Source organism: Ruegeria sp. AM9, assembly GCF_056540565.1.
In genome coordinates, this window is sequence record NZ_JBQFWY010000001.1 from 362,252 (window position 1) to 380,410 (window position 18,159).

Here is an 18,159-nt window from a genome sequence, read left to right on the forward strand (position 1 = left end):
GTATTGATGTTCGTCATACACAACCCGGCAGACATGGGCGAGACAGGAAATCGCGATATCGATAATCCGACGTAAACTGGTGCACCTCTACCCCATCCCGAACGGGCCAATCGCCGGAATGTCTGATGAGAATGGTGCGGTCGAGAAGACTCGAACTTCCACGGGAGTTACCCCACAGCGACCTCAACGCTGCGCGTCTACCAATTCCGCCACGACCGCACTGCCAGTGACTTGGTAGAGGGGCGTATAGACGTAGATGATCGGGATGTGAAGAGGCAAAAAACGCGCCGGTTTGAATTCCCCGCCCGCGCCCATATCTATAGCTTCACATCACCCCATCACCTTGTCAGGAGTCCGGACATGACCACCCCCGATCCTCGCCCCGTCGTTCAGATCGACATTGTTTCGGACATCGTCTGCCCCTGGTGCATTGTTGGATTTAGACAGCTTGATCTGGCGCTAAAGCAGGAAAACGTGCTGGCGCATCTCAGGTGGCATCCGTTCGAACTGAACCCCACCATGCCGCCCGAAGGTCAGAACCTGCGCGCGCATATCATGGAGAAATATGGAACGACCGCCGAACAAAGCCAGCAGGCTCGGGATCGACTGACGCAGCTGGGCGCAGAACTGGGGTTCGCATTCAACTTCGACGATGACAGCAGAATGGTGAACACCTTTGCGGCGCACCAATTGCTGGACTGGGCCGAGTTTCAGGGCCGTCAACATCCGCTGAAACTGGCGCTGTTTCGGGCGTATTTCACCGACCAGAAAGACGTGTCGGATAGTGACGTCCTGCTTGATGCGGTTACAGCCGCCGGACTGGACGCCGGCGCCGCGCGATCGGCGCTCGAATCCGGTGCACATGCCGCCAAAGTGCGCCAAAAGCAGGAGTTCTGGACCAGTCGAGGCATCTCGGGCGTTCCGTCAATGGTGTTTGGTGGCAAATATCTTGTGACCGGAGCGCAGGGTACAGACACCTATGCCCAGATTCTGCAACGCTGCCTGACCGAGGCCGCCTGACCCCTTTTCCTTGCCGCATCCGCGCGATATGGAACCGTCATGGAATGGAAGATCACCGACGGGTTAACCGACTATACCGAGGCCGTCGCCTTCATGGAGGCGCGGGTGGCTGCAATCGCTGCAGGCGAGGCGGACGAATGCGTTTGGCTACTGGAACATCCGCCGCTCTATACCGCCGGAACCTCGGCCCGGATCGAGGACCTGACCGACCCTGACCGCTTCCCGGTTTATGAGGCCAAACGTGGCGGGGAATACACCTATCACGGCCCCGGCCAGCGCGTGGCCTATGTCATGCTGGACCTGAACAAGCGCGGCAAGGACGTGCGGGGTTTTGTCAAACAGCTGGAAAACTGGGTCATCGCTGCGTTGGCGGAATTCAACGTGCAGGGTGAAATTCGCGACGGCCGCGTCGGTGTCTGGGTGCGCCGGGATGACAAGCCTCTGACCGTCACCGGCCAGCCCGCCGAAGACAAGATCGCCGCCATCGGTCTGCGCCTGCGCAAATGGATCAGCTTTCACGGCATCTCGATCAATGTCGAACCGGATCTCGAGCATTTCTCGGGCATCGTCCCATGCGGTATCACCGAACACGGCGTCACGTCACTGGTCGATTTGGGCTTGCCGGTGACAATGGCGGATGTCGATGTCGCCTTGAAAAAAACCTTCTCGGATTGCTTCCAGCCGGTCAAAGCCTGACCCGGCAACGAATCGCTGACAGCCAAAATCGCGAGTAACAATCCCTTCCCGCTGGGATTTTTGTTTCCGAACCTGAACGCAATCCACCATTTTGCCCAAAAGTTTTGGGTTTTATTCGGTGAAAGCTCACTCCGGAGAATACAAATCGCGCGTTAACGGGTACTCTATTCTTACCGTTCTAGAGTGAGTGGTGTGTTAAACCGGTGATCCCGGACAATCCGGGTTTTCGGAAAAGTGTTTGGTTACGAGTCTGCCGTTCCGACCCCAAATCGGAACGGCAATTCCTTTTCAGACCTGACGCAAATCGTGATGCCCAAATCGGGGCGGTGCCGTGCAGGCCTGTTCCGCCCGTTCCAGTTCCAGCGTCACGTGGCCAATCCCGAACCCGGATTTCAGCGCTTCCTTCACAGCCAGCCGTATGTCATCCGCATCCGTCCAGTGCAGGGCACCGATCTCGAGATGCGCGGTCAGGGCTGGCTCGCGCTCCTGCATGCTCCAGAGGTGAATGTGGTGAACGCCGGCAACGCCGTCTTTCGCCTCGATGGCGGCGGCGACATCTTCGGGGATCAGATCTGATGGCGCACCCAGCATCAGAACCCGGATGGTTTCTCCGATCTCGGATTTGACGTGCCACAGGATGTAGATCGCGATCAGGATCGTGACCGCCGGATCGACCCAGGTCCAGCCGAACAGGATCACGGCGGCGCCCGCAATGATGACGGCAACCGACCCCAACGCGTCGGCCACGTTGTGAATGAAGGCTGCGCGAATGTTCATGCTGTCCTTCGCCATCGTATAGGTCAGCGCGGCGGTTATCAGGTCGACGATCAAAGCAAGGGCTGCGATCCAGACCACCATCCATCCATTGACGGGTTCGGGCTGGAAAAACCGCATGATGCCTTCGTACATCAGGTAGACCGACAGCATGACCAGCGTCGTATAGTTGATCAGCGCCGCGACCACCTCGGCGCGCCCATATCCAAAGCTCATGCGCGGATCGGCGGGGCGGCGGGCGATCTTGCGGGCAAAGAACGCGATGATCAGCGCGATGGCGTCCGAGAAATTGTGCAGCGCATCGGCGATCAGCGCCAAAGACCCCGAGAGTATTCCGCCAATGACCTGCGCAAAGGTCAACAGCATGTTGACCGCTATCGCGCCGGCAACGCGCTTGTCGCCTGTCGTGGGGTCAATGTGAGTGTGCCCGTGGTGATCGTGTGGCATCTTACCGGTGTTCCTTGCTTCGGTTGCCCACCCCATGTAATTCCTCTAGCCACTAGAGGTTCAAGGGGCGAAATAGGAAAAATGTACTCGATCGGAGAGCTTTCACGCCGCGCCGGTGTCAAGGTGCCCACAATTCGGTTTTACGAGGACAAGGGCTTGCTGCCCAAACCGCACCGAACAGCCGGGAACCAGAGGCGATATGATGATGCCGCCCTGAACCGCCTAAGATTCATTCGCCACGGGCGCGATCTCGGCCTGCCGTTGGCCGATGTCGAAGCGTTGCTGTCTTTAGAGGGCGCGCGTGGCTCCGATCTGGATCGGGCGCACGAAATCGCTGAACGGCAGTTGATTGACCTGCGGGACCGGATCACGCAGCTGCGCAGGCTCGAAGCTGAACTGACCCGTATCGCCGCAGCCTGCGATGGTGGGCACGACCATGTTTGCGCCGTACTCCACGCGTTTGGTGACCACGGCGCATGTCTGGGGCCGCATGATAGCAAAGACTGATCAGACCAGCGCCGCTTTGATCTTTTCCGCGTGCTGCGCGATCAGATCGAAGTCGCCCATCTGGCCGGGCGCTCGCAGCGACACGCCCTCGTAACGAGGCAGGATGTGGAAATGCAGGTGGAAGACCTCTTGCCCGCCCGCGGCCTCGTTGAATTGCTGGACGGTGACTCCGTCGGCGTCAAAGGCCTTGACCACTGCATTCGTCAGTTTCTGCGTTGTTGAAACCACTGCGGCCAACTGTTCGGGCGACGCATCCAGCAGGTTTCGGCAGGGTGTTTTGGGGATCACCAGCAGATGCCCGTCCGACCGCGGCATGATATCCATGAAGGCCAGCGTATCGTCATCCTCGTACACGCGGGTCGAGGGGATCTCTCCGCGCAGGATCTTGGCGAAGATGTTGTCGGGATCGTAGGCGGCCATATCAAGTCTCCGATTTCGGGTATTGAGCGTAGTTCTGCGGCCCCCACCCCCCTGGGTCAAGGCGGAACTCTGCCAAGCCGCGCGAATGATCGTTTGCCGCCCCTTGAAATAACAGAACCAATCGCCAGATATGCCCTGTTCATGGCCAGGATTTCGCGGGTTTTCCTCCGACCCGCGACAATTAATCTTGATCCAGATCAAACTCGGCCATTGAAGGCGCCTCTTTCGCATTCTAAAACCAGCAATAATACCGCGCGCCGGAGAGGTCTGGCTGCGCGGTCAGTTGCAACAGGAGGCACCTATAATGGCAGACGCAGCCATTCATGGTCACGACCATGAAGACCAGCGCAGCTTTTTCCAGCGCTGGTTCATGTCGACCAACCACAAGGACATCGGGATTCTCTACCTGATCGTTTCGGCATTGGCCGGTCTGATCTCGGTTCTGATGACCGTTTACATGCGGCTCGAGCTGATGCACCCCGGTGTTCAGTACATGTGCCTGGAAGGCTTCATGGCCGACCCATGTACCCCCAACGGGCATCTGTGGAACGTGATGATCACCTATCACGGTGTTCTGATGATGTTCTTCGTTGTCATTCCCGCCCTGTTCGGCGGATTTGGCAACTATTTCATGCCGTTGCAGATCGGCGCGCCGGATATGGCGTTCCCGCGGATGAACAACCTGTCCTTCTGGCTGTACGTCGCCGGTACCTCGCTGGGCGTGGCCTCGCTGCTTAGCCCCGGTGGGAATGACCAGCTCGGCTCGGGCGTTGGTTGGGTTCTTTACCCGCCGCTGTCCACGACCGAGGGCGGCATGTCCATGGACCTTGCGATCTTTGCCGTACACGTATCGGGCGCCTCCTCGATCCTCGGCGCGATCAACATGATCACCACCTTCCTGAACATGCGTGCCCCCGGCATGACCCTGTTCAAGGTGCCGCTGTTCAGCTGGTCGATCTTCGTCACTTCGTGGCTGATTCTGCTGTCGCTTCCGGTTCTGGCGGGCGCAATCACCATGCTGCTGATGGACCGCAACTTTGGCTTCACCTTCTTTGATCCGGCCGGCGGCGGCGACCCGATCCTGTATCAGCACATCCTGTGGTTCTTCGGCCACCCGGAAGTGTATATCGTGATCCTGCCCGGCTTCGGCATCATCAGCCACGTCATTGCGACCTTCTCGCGCAAGCCGATCTTCGGGTATCTGCCAATGGTCTGGGCGATCATCGCAATCGGTGTTCTGGGCTTCGTCGTGTGGGCGCACCACATGTATACCGTTGGTATGTCGCTGCGTCAGCAGGCCTACTTCATGCTGGCCACGATGGTCATCGCGGTGCCCACAGGCGTTAAGGTGTTCTCGTGGATCGCGACCATGTGGGGCGGGTCCATCGAGTTCAAGACACCGATGCTGTTCGCCTTCGGCTTCCTGTTCCTGTTCACCGTTGGCGGTGTGACCGGTGTGGTTCTGTCGCAGGCCGGTATCGACCGCGCCTATCACGACACCTACTACGTGGTTGCTCACTTCCACTATGTGATGTCGCTGGGTGCCGTCTTTGCGATCTTTGCGGGTGTGTACTTCTACTTCTCGAAGATGACCGGTCGTCAGTACTCGGAATTCTGGGGCAAGGTTCACTTCTGGCTGTTCTTTATCGGCGCCAACCTGACCTTCTTCCCCCAGCACTTCCTGGGCCGTCAGGGCATGCCCCGCCGCTATATTGATTACCCCGAGGCATTCGCCCAGTGGAACTTTGTGTCGTCGATTGGTGCGTTCATCTCGTTTGCCTCGTTCCTGCTGTTCTTCGGCATCGTGATCTACGCCCTGCTGCGCGGCGCGAAAGAGACCCGTCCGAACCCGTGGAACGAATACGCGGATACGCTGGAATGGACCCTGCCCTCGCCGCCGCCCGAGCACACGTTCGAGCAGCTGCCCAAGCAGGAAGACTGGGACAAGGGCCACGCGCACTGATCCCCGCCAAACCCAAAGAAACCCCGCCATTTCGGCGGGGTTTTTTCGTTGCCGCGCCGGGTGGCAACCCCAAAGTCGCCAGAACCGCCAAAATCGGCTATCCTGTCAGAGTTTGGACATCCGGCAACCCGGGGGTATCACATGCCCGAAATTGATTTTTGGTATTCTATAGGCAGTACATACAGCTTCCTGACGATCATGCGTCTGGACGACTGGTGCTCGGAACACAGCGTCTCGGTGAAATGGCGACCGTTCAATGTGCGCAGCGTAATGAAGGACCAGCAAAACATCCCGTTTGCCGGCAAGCCGGTGAAATCCGCATATATGTGGCGGGATATCGAGCGCCGGGCTGCAAAGTACCGCATCCACGCCAACTTGCCCGCGCCCTACCCGATCTCGGACCTGGCGCTGGCCAATCAGGTCGCCTTGCTGGGCATGGGCGATGGCTGGGGCAAGAATTTCACCCAGACACTGTATCGCATCTGGTTCGAGGAAAGTAACGAAGCTGGCAGCGAATCCGCCATCTCCGAAGCACTGCACAGGTGCCAGCAGGACCCGCGTCTGGTGCTGGCCCGCGCCCGCAGCCCCGATACCGTCGCAGCACTTGAGGCCGAAACGGAACATGCCGCGAAACTCGGAGTTTTCGGAGCCCCCAGCCTTGTCGTCAACGGCGAAGTTTTCTGGGGCGATGATCGGCTGGACGACGCGCTGTCATGGTCGCGCGTCGGCCATGTGACCTGATCATTTCCCTTCGACACGCACCCTTGTTGCGCTAGCTTTCAACCATGCCATACCGATGGAATCAGACCTCTGAAACCGAACAGGAGCTGCGCCTTTGGCCGCATAACTCGTTGCCGCGGCGCGGGGCGATGATCGTGATCCTGTCGGTGTTTCTGTTTGGGCTGATTCCGCTGCTGGCGGTGCTGGGATCGGTGATCCTGTGGGGCCTGCTGCCCTTCCTGTTGCTGACCGTTCTGGGCCTGTGGCTGGCCATCCTGACCAACTATCGCGCCCGCAGCGTGTTCGAGATTCTGACCCTGACCGGCACCAAGGCGCATCTGATCCACCATGACCCACGTTCGGGCCAGCAAGAATGGACCTGCAACCGCTATTGGGCCCGGCCCGAGATGCACAAACACGGCGGACCCGTTCCAAACTATGTCACGCTGACCGGAGATGGGCGCGAAGTGGAAATTGGAGCGTTCCTGTCCGAGGACGAGCGTATCGCGCTATACGACGACCTGATACAAAAACTGCGCGAACCGGTCGCGCAGTAAATGCAGTCACAACATTTGAATGTTATCAGCAGCCGCCGTTCGACGCGGCGCAGAGGTGGTCCTTGACCATCGGGCCGACCTTGCCGAAATCCATCTGGCCGGTGTAGCGGGTCTTGAGCTCGCCCATGACCTTGCCCATGTCGCGGATCGAACCCGCTCCGGTGGCAGTAATCGCCGTCTGAATGGCTTTGGAGACCTCGTCGTCATCCAACTGCTTGGGCAGGAATTCCTCGATAACCTCGACCTCGCGCAGTTCCCGCTCGGCTAGGTCCAGCCGTCCACCCTCTTCATAGGCGCGGGCGCTTTCCTTGCGCTGCTTGGTCATTTTTCCAAGGATTTCAAGAACCTCGGCGTCGCCACAACCCTTGGCCTCTTCATTGTCAGAGGCGCGCGAAGCGATATCGCGGTCTTTGATTGCAGCGTTAATCAACCGCAGCGTCGACAAACGCTCGGCATCTTTGTCTTTCATTGCTTGCTTCAGGGCAGAGTTCACCCGTGATCGCATATCCATATGATCTGTCCATCCCCATGGAAAAGGAACCCCGACCATATCGAAACAAAAAGCGCGATACAACCAGAAGTGAATATTGCTAACCCCTTGATTTCTCACAATAGCGCAAAATTTCAACAGACTTGACCCAGCGCCGCAACCCCCTTAGTTATGCGCCGATTTACCCAGCAGGAGAGTCGCCCGATGGCCCAGAACGCCCCGTCCAAGCCCACCGCATGTCTGGCATTGGCCGACGGTACACTGTTCTACGGGATGGGCTTCGGCGCCACCGGTCAGACTGTGGCCGAGCTGTGCTTTAACACGGCCATGACCGGCTATCAGGAAATCATGACCGATCCATCCTACGCCGGGCAGATCGTCACCTTCACCTTCCCGCATATCGGCAATGTCGGCGTGAACCCCGAGGATGACGAAACCGGTGATCCTGTTGCCGCCGGGATGGTGGTCAAATGGGACCCGACCGAACCGTCGAACTGGCGTTCGGCCGAAGAGCTGAAGACCTGGCTGACCCGTCGTGGCCGCATCGCTATCGGCGGTGTGGATACCCGCCGCCTGACCCGTGCCATCCGTCAGCAAGGCGCGCCGCATGTGGCGCTGGCCCATGACCCCGAGGGTAATTTCGACATTGAGGCTCTGGTCGCTGCCGCACGCGGCTTTGCGGGGCTGGAAGGTATGGATCTCGCCAAAGAGGTCACCTGCGCACAAAGCTATCGCTGGGACGAGATGCGGTGGGCCTGGCCCGATGGCTATACCCGTCAGGACGCCCCGGTACACAAGGTTGTTGCCGTGGATTTCGGCGCCAAGCGCAACATTCTGCGCTGCCTCGCCTCGGCTGGTTGTGACGTAACCGTGCTGCCCGCCACCGCGACAGCGGCGGAAGTGCTGGCTCACAATCCAGATGGCGTCTTTCTGTCCAACGGTCCTGGCGACCCGGCGGCCACTGGTGAATACGCCGTTCCGATGATCAAAGAGGTTCTGGACACAACCGACCTGCCCGTCTTTGGCATCTGCCTTGGCCACCAGATGCTGGCGTTGGCCTTGGGTGGTCAGACCGTCAAGATGAACCACGGCCACCACGGCGCCAACCACCCGGTCAAGGATATGGAGACAGGCAAGGTCGAGATCACCTCGATGAACCACGGTTTCGCGGTGGACGCGCAGTCTCTGCCCGAGGGCGTGGTTGAGACCCACCGGTCGCTGTTTGACGGCTCGAACTGCGGCATCCGCATGACCGACCGCCCGGTCTATTCGGTGCAGCACCACCCCGAGGCCTCGCCCGGCCCGCAGGACAGTTTCTACCTGTTCGAACGCTTTGCCGACGCGATGGCGGACAAGAAAGCCACCGCATAAACAGCGTTTTGATCAGAGTTAACCCGCTGTTAACCTTAATTGAGCAACCCTGACGCCTGCTAATCGCGTCAGGGTTGTTTCGTTATGGTCGAACTGAACCTGCAGCATTTCGCGCACGCCGCGCCGATACCTGCTCAGGAACGCAAGCCTTTGGGGGCTTGTCTTGTCGACCGTGGCCTGATCACAAAAGCACAGCTGGACGAGGCACTGTTTCTGCAATCCTGGCAGCGGGCGCCACTAGGTGAAATCCTGGTGGCCGAGGGCTGGGTCAACCGGCAGGACGTGCTTAACGCTTTGTCTGAGCAAACCGGCCTGCAGGTCGCCGATCTGGACAGCTTACCCCCACCCTCCGATCTGTGCCGGATCAAGCCTGTTGACTTCTGGCTGGCACATAATGTCATCCCATGGCGGCAGTTGGGGCCCATTCTGTTGGTCTGCACGGCGCGGCCCGATCTGTTCCCGGACGTGCAAACCGAACTGGGGGATACCGGCTACACAATCATCCCCGTGCTCGCCGTCGCAGATCAGATCGACGACGCAATCGCGCGCATGTTCTCTGCCCCTCTGGCCGAGGCAGCCGAAGCCCGAGTGGTCCTTGACCAGAGTTGCCGGTCCTGGACGCCGCGATCCCGTGTTGGGCCTGCGATCGCGCTTGTGGGCCTCATGACATTGTTTGGCGCCTTTCCAAGGACTGGGTTTGCCGTTCTGGTTGCGGCTGCCGTGATCAGCCTGATCCTGTTTCTGTGTCTGCGTCTGGCTGGCTTGCTGAACTACATCTGGAATCACCGGACGCGCCCTGGCAAAACACCGCCCCCCAGCCCGCCAAGGGCATTACCCCGCGTATCCATCATGGTGCCGCTCTATAAAGAAAGAGAGATTGCCGGCGCCCTGATCCGCAGGCTGCGGCGGCTGACTTACCCCAAGGCGCTGCTGGATGTCATTCTGGTGCTGGAAGAATCCGACGAGGTGACGCGGTCCACATTGGCGCAAGTCCAATTGCCCAACTGGATTAGAACCGTCGAGGTGCCCGCCCTGAACGGTCTGACCACCAAACCCCGTGCAATGAACTATGCGCTGGATTTCTGCCGCGGCGATATTCTGGGTGTCTGGGATGCCGAAGACGCGCCACAACCAGACCAGATCGAACGGGTCGTCCATCACTTTGCGCGGGCGGACGAGGATGTGGTCTGCCTGCAGGGCGTTCTGGATTATTACAACCCACGCACCAACTGGCGATCACGCTGCTTTACCATCGAATATAACAGCTGGTTTCGGGTGATCCTGCAGGGCATCGCGCGACTTCGGCTGGTTGTGCCCTTGGGAGGAACCACGTTCTTTTTCCGCCGTGACAAGCTGTTGGAACTGGGCGGGTGGGATGCCCACAACGTCACCGAAGATGCCGATCTGGGCGTGCGGCTCAGCCGAGCCGGGTACCGTACGGAAATGGTCGATACCGCCACGTTTGAAGAGGCGAATTTTCGCGCCTGGCCTTGGGTGCGGCAGCGCTCTCGCTGGCTCAAGGGGTTCATGGTCACTTACCTTGTTCACATGCGGTCACCATTGCGATTGCTGAGCGATCTCGGCCCCTGGCGATTTCTCGGCCTGCAAGCGTTCTTTCTTGGGACCGTCGGGCAGTTCCTGCTGGCTCCGGTCCTGTGGCTGTTCTGGTTGACGACCTTTGGCCTGCCCAGCCCGCTTGATCCGATCCTCTCCGGAGCCGGACTTACCGCGTTGTTCGGCCTGTTTTTGCTTGCAGAGGCCGTCAATACTCTGATCGGAGTAATCGCAGTGTCCGCACGCGAACGGCGTTTTCTGCTCCCTTGGGTGCCGACAATGCCGCTGTATTTTCCGCTGGGCGTTCTGGCTGCGTACAAGGCGCTGTGGGAATTGCTGCTTGATCCGTTCTTCTGGGACAAAACACAACACGGCCAAGCCAGCGAAGAGGGCCTGCCGCACTGACGGTCAGCTCTCGCGACGGATGGCATCCTGTTTCAGGCGCGTTGTGAAGGCGACCGAAATGTGATCCTTGAGGGCTCGTCCAGCCGCCTCTTCATCGCGGGCTGCGATTGCCTCGACGATCCCTTTGTGTTCGCTCTGCGCGATTTCGCCCCGGCCCTGCGCCGCCAGCGACGTCGTGGCCATCAGCGCCATTGTACGATGCACAAGGTCCAATTGCTGCACCAGATAACGGTTGTGCGAGGCCAGATGAATCTGTTCGTGGAACCGCCGGTTCGCCCGTGACAAGGCCACCGGGTCATCGACAAGCGCGTCATCAGCGGCAACCATATCCTGCAACACCTTGACTTCTTCTTCGGTGGCGTGCTTGGCCGCCAGTTTCGCGGCAAGCCCCTCCAGCTCACGCCGCACCACGTAAAGCTCGGCCATCTGGTTGTGATCCAGCGAGGCGACAATTAATGACCGCCCGTCGCGTTCCAGCAGGGATTGCGTTTCCAGCCGTTGCAGCGCCTCGCGGATCGGCGTGCGCGACACTCCGAACCGCTCAGCCAACTCGCTTTCGACCAGGCGGTCGCCGGGCTTGTAAACGCCCAAGTCAATCGCTTCGAGAATTAAGCTGTAGGCGTCTTTGTTGGGCTGTCTGGATTGGGGCATTGGGTGGTATGTCTCCTCGTTCGAACATGTCTATCCGTCAGTTGCCCCCCGGATCAAGAGCAGCATTGAAAACCGATGCCCCGCACCCTAAACCAAAACCATGGTCAAACCTGCCTTTTCCCATGTCACCCAATGGGTGTTCGATCTGGACAACACGCTCTATCCGCCTCACATGCGCCTGTTCGACCAGATCGAGGTGCTGATGACGGATTACGTAGTCCAGGCCATCGGCGTCGACCGGGCCGAGGCGGATCGGCTACGCTCGCACTATTGGCGGCAATACGGCACCACATTGGCCGGGCTGATGGCCGAGCACGATCTTGACCCCGATCCTTACCTGCACGCGGTTCATCAGGTAGACATGAGCCACATGGACCCCGACGCAGAACTGGCCGATCATATCCGGTCCTTGCCCGGCCGCCGCATCGTCTATACCAACGGCAGCGCGCCCTATGCCGAACGCGTTCTGGACGCGCGCGGACTTAGCGGCCTGTTCGACGCGATCTATGGCGTCGAACACGCAGGTTATAAGCCAAAGCCGGAAAAAGCCGCATTCGAGGCAATCTTTATCCAGGATGGAATCGACACGGCCAAGGCCGCGATGTTCGAGGATGACCCGCGCAATCTGGCCGCCCCTCACGCGATGGGAATGCGCACGGTTCACGTCGCGCCCGAGCCGCACGAAGCTGACCATATCCACCACTACACCGACGATCTGACCGCGTTTCTGGCCCGCCTGCGATAGGCCGTCACACTGCGACGATCTGCACATTTTGCAGGTGCAGCATCGCCCCCTATATGCGCCTCAGCGACGAACAGAACTGGAGATTCCCATGAGCGCGATCGAGATGCCTCGGCGCCTGCCCATTTGGCAGCGCCTGTTGTTTGCAATCCCCGTTTTCGGCTGGCTGGCAAAGGATGCGGCCAATGGTGAGGCCGAAGACTGGTACTACACCGCTGCCGCGATCGTCAGCATGTGGGGTTGCTCGGCCCTGCTGTTTGGCCTACCGGGGCTTTATATTCCGGCCGTGATGATGGTGCCGGTGATGTTCTTCATCCTCATCCTGATCTCACGCGGCTGACATACGGGACAGGATGTCACTTGGCACCCGCCTTGGAACCGAACTAGTTTCTACCCAAGACTCGGAGACCAAGGCCATGACAGACAGCTGTGACATCCTGATTTCCGGCGGAGGTATCGCCGGACTGACCGCTGCGGCGGCTTTTGGAACCGCCGGGTTCGACGTTGTCTGCGTCGACCCTACTCCGCCCATCACCGAGCGTGACGTGGACGGGTCGGACCTGCGGACGACTGCGTTTCTGCAGCCGGCGCATGGGCTCTTGGAACAATGCGGGCTGTGGCAGCGGCTGGATGAACACGCCGCCCCCCTGCAGATCATGCGTATCGTCGATGCGGGTGGAGACGTGCCAGAGCCCCGCGTCGTACGCGACTTCAACGCCGCTGACATTTCGGACCAGCCCTTTGGCTGGAACCTGCCCAACTGGCTGCTGCGGCGTGAAATGGTGGCCCGTCTGGCCGAGTTGCCCAATGTCGATTTCCGCCCCGGTACTGCCACCGTCAGCCTGTTCACCCGCACCGCCGAAGCGCGTGTGAGCCTGAGTGATGGCAGCCGTATCCGCTGCAAACTGGTGGTCGCCGCAGATGGCCGCAATTCACCTATGCGCGAGGCGGCGGGGATCAACGTGCACACCACGCGGTATGGTCAAAAGGCGCTGGCCTTTGCCGTGACGCATCCGGTTCCGCATGACAATGTCTCGACCGAGATTCACCGTTCGGGCGGACCGTTCACCCTGGTCCCCCTGCCCGATTGGCAGGGTCAGCCGTCGTCGGCGATTGTCTGGATGGAGCGCGGCCCGCGTGCAGTTGAACTGCTGAACACCGAACCCGAGGCGTTCGAGGCACTGATGACCGAACGGTCCTGCGGTTTGTTCGGGCCGTTGAAACTGGCCTCGCGCCGGACCATCTGGCCGATCATCAGTCAATCGGCGGAACGGCTGTCGGGCGAGCGCATCGCCCTTATGGCTGAGGCCGCCCATGTTGTGCCGCCCATCGGCGCACAGGGGTTGAACATGTCATTGGGTGATTTGCGCAGCCTGCTGGATCTGGCGCAGGCCCGCCCCGAAGGTCTGGGTGACGCGCAGATGCTGGACGCCTACCACAAGGCCCGTCACACCGAGATCGAAATGCGGGTCAAAGGCATCGACCTTCTGAACCGCGCCTCGATGATCGAGGCACGTCCGCTGCGCGATGCGCGGGCGATGGGGTTGAACGCGCTCTATTCCCTACCGCCCGTGCGCAAGACCTTGATGCAGATGGGCCTCGGCGTGCGCTGAGGCCCCCAGTTCACTCAGACGATCACAGCACCTGATCCAGCACACGCTTGAGCCGCGCAATTGTACCGTCTACATCGTACAGCTTGTCCAACCCGAACAGGCCCAGACGGAAAGTGCTGAATCCTTCGGGTTCGTCACATTGCAGCGGTACGCCAGCGGCGATCTGCATTCCCAGCGCGGCGAATTTCTTACCGTTTTGAACCTCGGGGTCCGAGGTATAGCTGACCACAACGCCCGGCGCTCCGAACCCATCGGCCGCCACTGACACAATGCCCTTGTCCTTCAGCATTGCCCGCACGCCGTTGCCCAAAGCCCATTGCGCTTCACGCAGCTTTTCGAAGCCGTAATCGCGGGTCTCGGCCATTGTGTCCCGGAACGCTTGCAGCGCGTCGGTCGGCATGGTGGCATGATAGGCATGACCGCCATTCTCATAGGCTTGCATGATCTGACGCCATTTCTTCAGATCCACGGCAAAACTGTCGGATGTGGTCTCTTCCAACCGTGCCTCAGCCCGTTCGGACAGCATAACCAATCCAGCACAGGGCGACGCGCTCCACCCTTTCTGCGGGGCCGAGATCAGGACGTCCACGCCCGTTGCCTTCATATCGACCCAGGCGCAGCCCGAGGCGATGCAGTCCAGCACCATCAGCGCGCCAACCTCATGCGCGGCCGCGGCCATAGCCGTCACGTAGTCATCCGGCAGAATCAGACCCGCCGCGGTTTCGACATGCGGCGCGAACACCACATCCGGGCGCTGCTCACGAATAGTTGACACCACCTCTTCGATCGGCGCTGGCGCAAACGGGGACGGGTTGGAGTTGCCAGTTTGCCGCGCCTTGAGCACTGTAGCCGACGCCGTCAAATCTGCGGATTCAATGATCTGGCTCCAACGGTAGGAAAACCACCCGTTCCGCACCACCAGAACGTTGGCATTGCGCGCGAATTGGCGGGCCACAGCCTCCATTGCATAGGTCCCACCGCCCGGAATTATGGCAATGCCTTCCGCACCATAGACATCTTTCAGCATCGTTGAAATATCGCGCATGACGGTCTGAAACCGGGCTGACATGTGGTTCAGGGAACGGTCGGTGAATACAACCGAGAATTCCTCGAGCCCATTGGGATCAATGCTATCCAAAAGCGCCGGCATGATTTGTCCTTTCAAACAGTACTGGGGCAAAGTGAATCTTCTGCCGAAATTGGTAAAGCAGTTTTCTTGCGCCGACAATTGACGCGACGGAACCTTATTTCCCCGTGAAAAAATCAACGGAAACTGCACCATAAGCCCCCTACTTGACGCCAAATAGTGTCAGCCCCTCTTTACACCCAGAGGTGTTTCTGAACAGATACACACACTTTGAAGAAGAAAGGTATTGCTTCTCGTGAATGCTCAAAAGCGGATCAGTTTTCAGGTTGTACGGGACGAAGTTAAACGCCGCATTGAAAGCCGGATCTGGCCCCAGGGATCTTTGCTGCCAACAGAAACGCAGCTAGCCGAAGAATTCAATTGCGCGCGCGCGACCGTAAACCGCGCTTTGCGGGAATTAGCCGATCAGGGGTTCGTGGAGCGTAAGCGCAAAAGCGGAACACGGGTCAAAAAAGAACCCAGCAAACACGCGAAACTGGAACTCTCGCTGGCGCGGCAGGTCGTCGAAAACCAGAATTCAACCTATCGCTATGCGCTGGTCGAGCGGAAAGTCGTACCCAGCCCCGGGTGGCTGGCGTCACAGCTCAGCGTTTCTCCGGACGCGCGTGTGCTGCACGTGATCTGTATGCACTATGCCGACAACCGCCCCTTTCAACTGGAAGAGCGCTGGATCAACATCAACACCGTGCCTGAAGTCGAACATGCCGACCTCAATTCACAGGGCCCGCATGAATGGCTGCTGAATGTCGCCCCCTTCACCGAGGCTGAGATTGCCTTTTGCGCGATTTCCGCCGACGGGCGTCTGGCCGAATTCATGGGCACCACTGCCGGCACCTCGATGATTCAGCTTGAGCGTACGACCTGGAAAGATGGTGAGCCGATGACCTTCGCGCGCATGACCCACCATCCCGGATATTGCATTCGCACCAGATACTAATCCCGGTTAACCGATCGGACCTGGCAACCGCTCTTCGCTGAGAAGGACGTTGGCTTCGACGTCCCCGGCGCCGGGCAGGGTCATGATCCGCCGCCGCAGGACGCGTTCAAAGTCGGACAGATCGCGGGCAACAACCCGCAGGCGATAATCGTACAGGCCAAGAACATGCTCGACCGTCTGAACCTCGGGGATGGCGCTGACCGCGCGCTCGAAGTCTTCCAGACTGATCTGGCCCTTGCGTGCCAGCTTGACACCCAGAAAAACCGTCACGCCGAACCCCAGCGCCTCGGCATTCAGACGCAGGCGGCGGCCCCTGATGACTCCTGCCGTTTCCAGCCGCCTGATACGCCGCCAGGTCGCAGGCTGGGACAATCCCAGCTTACGCCCCAAAGCTCCGGCACTTTGTGTGGCATCCTGCACCAGCGCACGTAGGATCTGGCGGTCGGTTTCATCAAGCTCAATCATACGGGCAGAACCTCGTTTCGCTTTAACCGTGCGATATGCATCAACGCCTCGATATCGGCGATATGCGGCAGGGTCAGAATGCGGTCACGGTAGATTTTCTGATAATGAGACATGTCGCGCGCCAAAACCGAAAGACGCACATCTACACGCCCCAGAAAGGTCTGAATCTCGATCACTTCGGACACCTCCCGCGCGGCGGCCGTGAACTCATCGAAGGCGCGCGGCTGGGTCTTGTCCAGCGTCACGCGCAGCGAGACCTCGACGGCATATCCAAGCGCAGCCCAGTCAATCACGGCCTCCTGCCCCTGAATGACGCCTGAGGCCTGCATCTTCTCGACGCGGCGCCAGCACACGCCCTGGCTGATCCCGCACCGTTCTGCCAGTTCGGCCATCGAAAGGGTCGGCTCGGCTTGCAGATGGCGCAGAATGCGCCGGTCCATATCGTCAAGCATGAATTACTCACTACTCCAACTTTTTGCGAATAACTTTTCACCTTTTTGACAAATACTCAATGCTTCAACGCTCGCCAACCAAGTCGCACCGAACTAAAAGCACAGCAACCGTAACAGAAAGGACCGGAATCATGCGCGTCTATTACGATCGCGATTGCGACATCAACCTGATCAAAGACAAAAAAGTGGCCATCCTGGGCTATGGCTCGCAAGGCCACGCCCACGCGCTGAACCTGCGCGACTCGGGTGCGAAAAACCTGGTTGTCGCTCTGCGCGAAGGCTCGGCATCCGCCAAGAAAGCCGAAGCCGAAGGCCTGCAGGTCATGGGTATCGCCGAAGCGGCGGCCTGGTGCGACGTCATCATGTTCACCATGCCCGACGAACTGCAGGCAGAGACCTACAAGAAATACGTGCATGACAACATCAAGCCCGGCTCGGCCATTGCCTTCGCCCACGGTCTGAACGTCCACTTTGGCCTGATCGAGCCGAAAGAAGGCGTCGACGTCATCATGATGGCCCCCAAAGGCCCCGGCCACACCGTGCGTGGTGAATATGTCAAAGGCGGCGGCGTGCCCTGTCTGGTCGCTGTCGACAGCGACGCAACTGGCAAAGCGCTTGAAATCGGCCTGTCCTATTGCTCGGCCATCGGTGGCGGCCGCTCGGGCATCATCGAGACCAATTTCCGCGAAGAATGCGAAACCGACCTGTTCGGCGAGCAGGCCGTTCTGTGCGGCGGTATCGTTGAGCTGATCCGCTGCGGCTTCGAAACGCTGGTCGAGGCAGGCTATGCACCTGAAATGGCCTATTTCGAGTGTCTGCACGAGACCAAGCTGATCGTTGATCTGATCTATGAAGGCGGCATCGCCAACATGGACTACTCGATCTCGAACACTGCGGAATATGGCCAGTACGTCACCGGCCCGCGCATTCTGCCCTACGAGCAGACCAAGAAGGCGATGAAAGAGACCCTTTCGGACATCCAAACCGGCAAGTTCGTGCGTGACTTCATGCTGGAGAACGCCGTTGGTCAGCCGACCATCAAAGCGGCCCGCCGCCACAACGACGAGCATCAGATCGAGCAGGTTGGTAAGAAACTGCGCGACATGATGCCGTGGATTTCTGCTGGCAAGCTGGTCGATCAGGAAAAGAACTGATCCTGACTGTTCAAAGCGAAAGGGCGGCCAAACGGCCGCCCTTTTTCGTCACAACCGCTTTCGGCCCCAAGGCG

General features: G+C 59.4%; 20 protein-coding genes, 1 tRNA gene and 1 pseudogene. 14 read left to right on the plus strand and 8 right to left on the minus strand.

The window, feature by feature from the left end:
• Positions 1-132 precede the first annotated feature (132 nt).
• Positions 133-219 (minus strand) — tRNA-Leu (locus ACR0DO_RS01780).
• Between the two features lie 141 nt (positions 220-360).
• On the opposite strand from ACR0DO_RS01780, the gene ACR0DO_RS01785 reads away from it, so the two are divergent.
• Positions 361-1,020 carry a DsbA family oxidoreductase gene (locus tag ACR0DO_RS01785; protein ID WP_480556354.1) on the plus strand — a complete coding sequence of 220 codons (660 nt, stop codon included), beginning with the start codon at positions 361-363 and terminating at the stop codon, positions 1,018-1,020.
• A gap of 39 nt (positions 1,021-1,059) precedes the next feature.
• Positions 1,060-1,716 carry a lipoyl(octanoyl) transferase LipB gene (lipB, locus tag ACR0DO_RS01790; RefSeq protein ID WP_480556356.1) on the plus strand — a complete coding sequence of 219 codons (657 nt, stop codon included), beginning with the start codon at positions 1,060-1,062 and terminating at the stop codon, positions 1,714-1,716.
• Positions 1,717-2,004: 288 nt separating this feature from the next.
• On the opposite strand, the gene ACR0DO_RS01795 is transcribed toward lipB, so the two are convergent.
• The gene (locus tag ACR0DO_RS01795) at positions 2,005-2,937 is read right to left on the minus strand and encodes a cation diffusion facilitator family transporter (protein ID WP_480556959.1); all 933 of its coding nucleotides are present in this window, start codon (positions 2,935-2,937) and stop codon (positions 2,005-2,007) included.
• Between the two features lie 81 nt (positions 2,938-3,018).
• Between ACR0DO_RS01795 and ACR0DO_RS01800 the strand changes: the two genes are divergently transcribed.
• Complete coding sequence (locus ACR0DO_RS01800) at positions 3,019-3,444, plus strand: MerR family transcriptional regulator (protein WP_480556358.1); 426 nt, start codon at positions 3,019-3,021, stop codon at positions 3,442-3,444.
• On the opposite strand, the gene ACR0DO_RS01805 is transcribed toward ACR0DO_RS01800, so the two are convergent.
• Positions 3,445-3,864, minus strand: a complete 420-nt coding sequence (locus ACR0DO_RS01805; RefSeq protein WP_480556360.1) for an HIT family protein — start codon at positions 3,862-3,864, stop codon at positions 3,445-3,447. It lies immediately after the preceding gene.
• 304 nt (positions 3,865-4,168) lie between these two features.
• On the opposite strand from ACR0DO_RS01805, the gene ctaD reads away from it, so the two are divergent.
• The 3 genes from ctaD (at position 4,169) to ACR0DO_RS01820 (ending at position 7,104) form a co-directional block, all read left to right on the plus strand.
• A complete protein-coding gene (gene ctaD / locus ACR0DO_RS01810; protein WP_170441858.1) occupies positions 4,169-5,827 on the plus strand; it encodes a cytochrome c oxidase subunit I in 1,659 nt (552 codons plus the stop codon).
• A gap of 141 nt (positions 5,828-5,968) precedes the next feature.
• Entirely contained in the window at positions 5,969-6,568 is a 600-nt protein-coding gene (locus tag ACR0DO_RS01815) for a DsbA family protein (protein ID WP_480556361.1), read from the plus strand.
• 44 nt (positions 6,569-6,612) lie between these two features.
• Positions 6,613-7,104, plus strand: a complete 492-nt coding sequence (locus ACR0DO_RS01820) for a DUF2244 domain-containing protein (RefSeq protein ID WP_170441852.1) — start codon at positions 6,613-6,615, stop codon at positions 7,102-7,104.
• A 25-nt stretch (positions 7,105-7,129) separates the two neighbouring features.
• Here ACR0DO_RS01820 and ACR0DO_RS01825 read toward each other — a convergent pair whose 3' ends face one another.
• On the minus strand, positions 7,130-7,615 hold the full coding sequence (locus ACR0DO_RS01825; RefSeq protein WP_170441849.1) for a GatB/YqeY domain-containing protein: 486 nt from the start codon (positions 7,613-7,615) through the stop codon (positions 7,130-7,132).
• Between the two features lie 183 nt (positions 7,616-7,798).
• Here ACR0DO_RS01825 and carA point away from each other — a divergent pair, with 183 nt between their 5' ends.
• On the plus strand, positions 7,799-8,965 hold the full coding sequence (carA, locus tag ACR0DO_RS01830) for a glutamine-hydrolyzing carbamoyl-phosphate synthase small subunit (protein ID WP_480556362.1): 1,167 nt from the start codon (positions 7,799-7,801) through the stop codon (positions 8,963-8,965).
• A gap of 84 nt (positions 8,966-9,049) precedes the next feature.
• A complete protein-coding gene (locus ACR0DO_RS01835; protein ID WP_480556363.1) occupies positions 9,050-10,924 on the plus strand; it encodes a glycosyltransferase in 1,875 nt (624 codons plus the stop codon).
• Positions 10,925-10,927: 3 nt separating this feature from the next.
• Here ACR0DO_RS01835 and ACR0DO_RS01840 read toward each other — a convergent pair whose 3' ends face one another.
• Positions 10,928-11,575, minus strand: a complete 648-nt coding sequence (locus tag ACR0DO_RS01840; protein ID WP_170441840.1) for a GntR family transcriptional regulator — start codon at positions 11,573-11,575, stop codon at positions 10,928-10,930.
• 100 nt (positions 11,576-11,675) lie between these two features.
• Here ACR0DO_RS01840 and ACR0DO_RS01845 point away from each other — a divergent pair, with 100 nt between their 5' ends.
• The 3 genes from ACR0DO_RS01845 (at position 11,676) to ACR0DO_RS01855 (ending at position 13,930) form a co-directional block, all read left to right on the plus strand.
• Positions 11,676-12,320, plus strand: a complete 645-nt coding sequence (locus ACR0DO_RS01845; RefSeq protein ID WP_480556364.1) for a pyrimidine 5'-nucleotidase — start codon at positions 11,676-11,678, stop codon at positions 12,318-12,320.
• Between the two features lie 88 nt (positions 12,321-12,408).
• Complete coding sequence (locus tag ACR0DO_RS01850; RefSeq protein ID WP_170441834.1) at positions 12,409-12,657, plus strand: hypothetical protein; 249 nt, start codon at positions 12,409-12,411, stop codon at positions 12,655-12,657.
• 76 nt (positions 12,658-12,733) lie between these two features.
• Complete coding sequence (locus ACR0DO_RS01855; RefSeq protein ID WP_480556365.1) at positions 12,734-13,930, plus strand: UbiH/UbiF family hydroxylase; 1,197 nt, start codon at positions 12,734-12,736, stop codon at positions 13,928-13,930.
• 22 nt (positions 13,931-13,952) lie between these two features.
• Here ACR0DO_RS01855 and ACR0DO_RS01860 read toward each other — a convergent pair whose 3' ends face one another.
• Entirely contained in the window at positions 13,953-15,080 is a 1,128-nt protein-coding gene (locus ACR0DO_RS01860; RefSeq protein WP_480556366.1) for an aminotransferase class V-fold PLP-dependent enzyme, read from the minus strand.
• Positions 15,081-15,312: 232 nt separating this feature from the next.
• Between ACR0DO_RS01860 and ACR0DO_RS01865 the strand changes: the two are divergent.
• Both ACR0DO_RS01865 and ACR0DO_RS01870 read left to right on the plus strand, forming a co-directional pair.
• Positions 15,313-15,465, plus strand: a pseudogene (locus ACR0DO_RS01865) (GntR family transcriptional regulator); the annotation flags it as partial.
• A gap of 27 nt (positions 15,466-15,492) precedes the next feature.
• Positions 15,493-16,014 carry a GntR family transcriptional regulator gene (locus ACR0DO_RS01870; protein WP_480556960.1) on the plus strand — a complete coding sequence of 174 codons (522 nt, stop codon included), beginning with the start codon at positions 15,493-15,495 and terminating at the stop codon, positions 16,012-16,014.
• A 6-nt stretch (positions 16,015-16,020) separates the two neighbouring features.
• Here ACR0DO_RS01870 and ACR0DO_RS01875 read toward each other — a convergent pair whose 3' ends face one another.
• Together ACR0DO_RS01875 and ACR0DO_RS01880 are read right to left on the minus strand one after the other, a co-directional pair.
• Entirely contained in the window at positions 16,021-16,479 is a 459-nt protein-coding gene (locus tag ACR0DO_RS01875) for an Lrp/AsnC family transcriptional regulator (RefSeq protein ID WP_170397816.1), read from the minus strand.
• Complete coding sequence (locus ACR0DO_RS01880) at positions 16,476-16,931, minus strand: Lrp/AsnC family transcriptional regulator (RefSeq protein WP_170441822.1); 456 nt, start codon at positions 16,929-16,931, stop codon at positions 16,476-16,478. Before ACR0DO_RS01880 ends, ACR0DO_RS01875 begins: the two co-directional genes overlap by 4 nt.
• A gap of 131 nt (positions 16,932-17,062) precedes the next feature.
• On the opposite strand from ACR0DO_RS01880, the gene ilvC reads away from it, so the two are divergent.
• Complete coding sequence (gene ilvC, locus ACR0DO_RS01885) at positions 17,063-18,085, plus strand: ketol-acid reductoisomerase (RefSeq protein ID WP_170441820.1); 1,023 nt, start codon at positions 17,063-17,065, stop codon at positions 18,083-18,085.
• Positions 18,086-18,159: the final 74 nt, after the last annotated feature.

What these genes read in the sequence shown, in the direction of transcription:
- ACR0DO_RS01785 (WP_480556354.1), top strand. Translation starts at nt 361, where the DNA reads ATGACCACCCCCGATCCTCGCCCCGTCGTTCAGATCGACATTGTTTCG.
- lipB (WP_480556356.1), top strand. Translation starts at nt 1,060, where the DNA reads ATGGAATGGAAGATCACCGACGGGTTAACCGACTATACCGAGGCCGTC.
- ACR0DO_RS01795 (WP_480556959.1), bottom strand. Translation starts at nt 2,937, where the DNA reads ATGCCACACGATCACCACGGGCACACTCACATTGACCCCACGACAGGC.
- ACR0DO_RS01800 (WP_480556358.1), top strand. Translation starts at nt 3,019, where the DNA reads ATGTACTCGATCGGAGAGCTTTCACGCCGCGCCGGTGTCAAGGTGCCC.
- ACR0DO_RS01805 (WP_480556360.1), bottom strand. Translation starts at nt 3,864, where the DNA reads ATGGCCGCCTACGATCCCGACAACATCTTCGCCAAGATCCTGCGCGGA.
- ctaD (WP_170441858.1), top strand. Translation starts at nt 4,169, where the DNA reads ATGGCAGACGCAGCCATTCATGGTCACGACCATGAAGACCAGCGCAGC.
- ACR0DO_RS01815 (WP_480556361.1), top strand. Translation starts at nt 5,969, where the DNA reads ATGCCCGAAATTGATTTTTGGTATTCTATAGGCAGTACATACAGCTTC.
- ACR0DO_RS01820 (WP_170441852.1), top strand. Translation starts at nt 6,613, where the DNA reads ATGCCATACCGATGGAATCAGACCTCTGAAACCGAACAGGAGCTGCGC.
- ACR0DO_RS01825 (WP_170441849.1), bottom strand. Translation starts at nt 7,615, where the DNA reads ATGGATATGCGATCACGGGTGAACTCTGCCCTGAAGCAAGCAATGAAA.
- carA (WP_480556362.1), top strand. Translation starts at nt 7,799, where the DNA reads ATGGCCCAGAACGCCCCGTCCAAGCCCACCGCATGTCTGGCATTGGCC.
- ACR0DO_RS01835 (WP_480556363.1), top strand. Translation starts at nt 9,050, where the DNA reads ATGGTCGAACTGAACCTGCAGCATTTCGCGCACGCCGCGCCGATACCT.
- ACR0DO_RS01840 (WP_170441840.1), bottom strand. Translation starts at nt 11,575, where the DNA reads ATGCCCCAATCCAGACAGCCCAACAAAGACGCCTACAGCTTAATTCTC.
- ACR0DO_RS01845 (WP_480556364.1), top strand. Translation starts at nt 11,676, where the DNA reads ATGGTCAAACCTGCCTTTTCCCATGTCACCCAATGGGTGTTCGATCTG.
- ACR0DO_RS01850 (WP_170441834.1), top strand. Translation starts at nt 12,409, where the DNA reads ATGAGCGCGATCGAGATGCCTCGGCGCCTGCCCATTTGGCAGCGCCTG.
- ACR0DO_RS01855 (WP_480556365.1), top strand. Translation starts at nt 12,734, where the DNA reads ATGACAGACAGCTGTGACATCCTGATTTCCGGCGGAGGTATCGCCGGA.
- ACR0DO_RS01860 (WP_480556366.1), bottom strand. Translation starts at nt 15,080, where the DNA reads ATGCCGGCGCTTTTGGATAGCATTGATCCCAATGGGCTCGAGGAATTC.
- ACR0DO_RS01875 (WP_170397816.1), bottom strand. Translation starts at nt 16,479, where the DNA reads ATGATTGAGCTTGATGAAACCGACCGCCAGATCCTACGTGCGCTGGTG.
- ACR0DO_RS01880 (WP_170441822.1), bottom strand. Translation starts at nt 16,931, where the DNA reads ATGCTTGACGATATGGACCGGCGCATTCTGCGCCATCTGCAAGCCGAG.
- ilvC (WP_170441820.1), top strand. Translation starts at nt 17,063, where the DNA reads ATGCGCGTCTATTACGATCGCGATTGCGACATCAACCTGATCAAAGAC.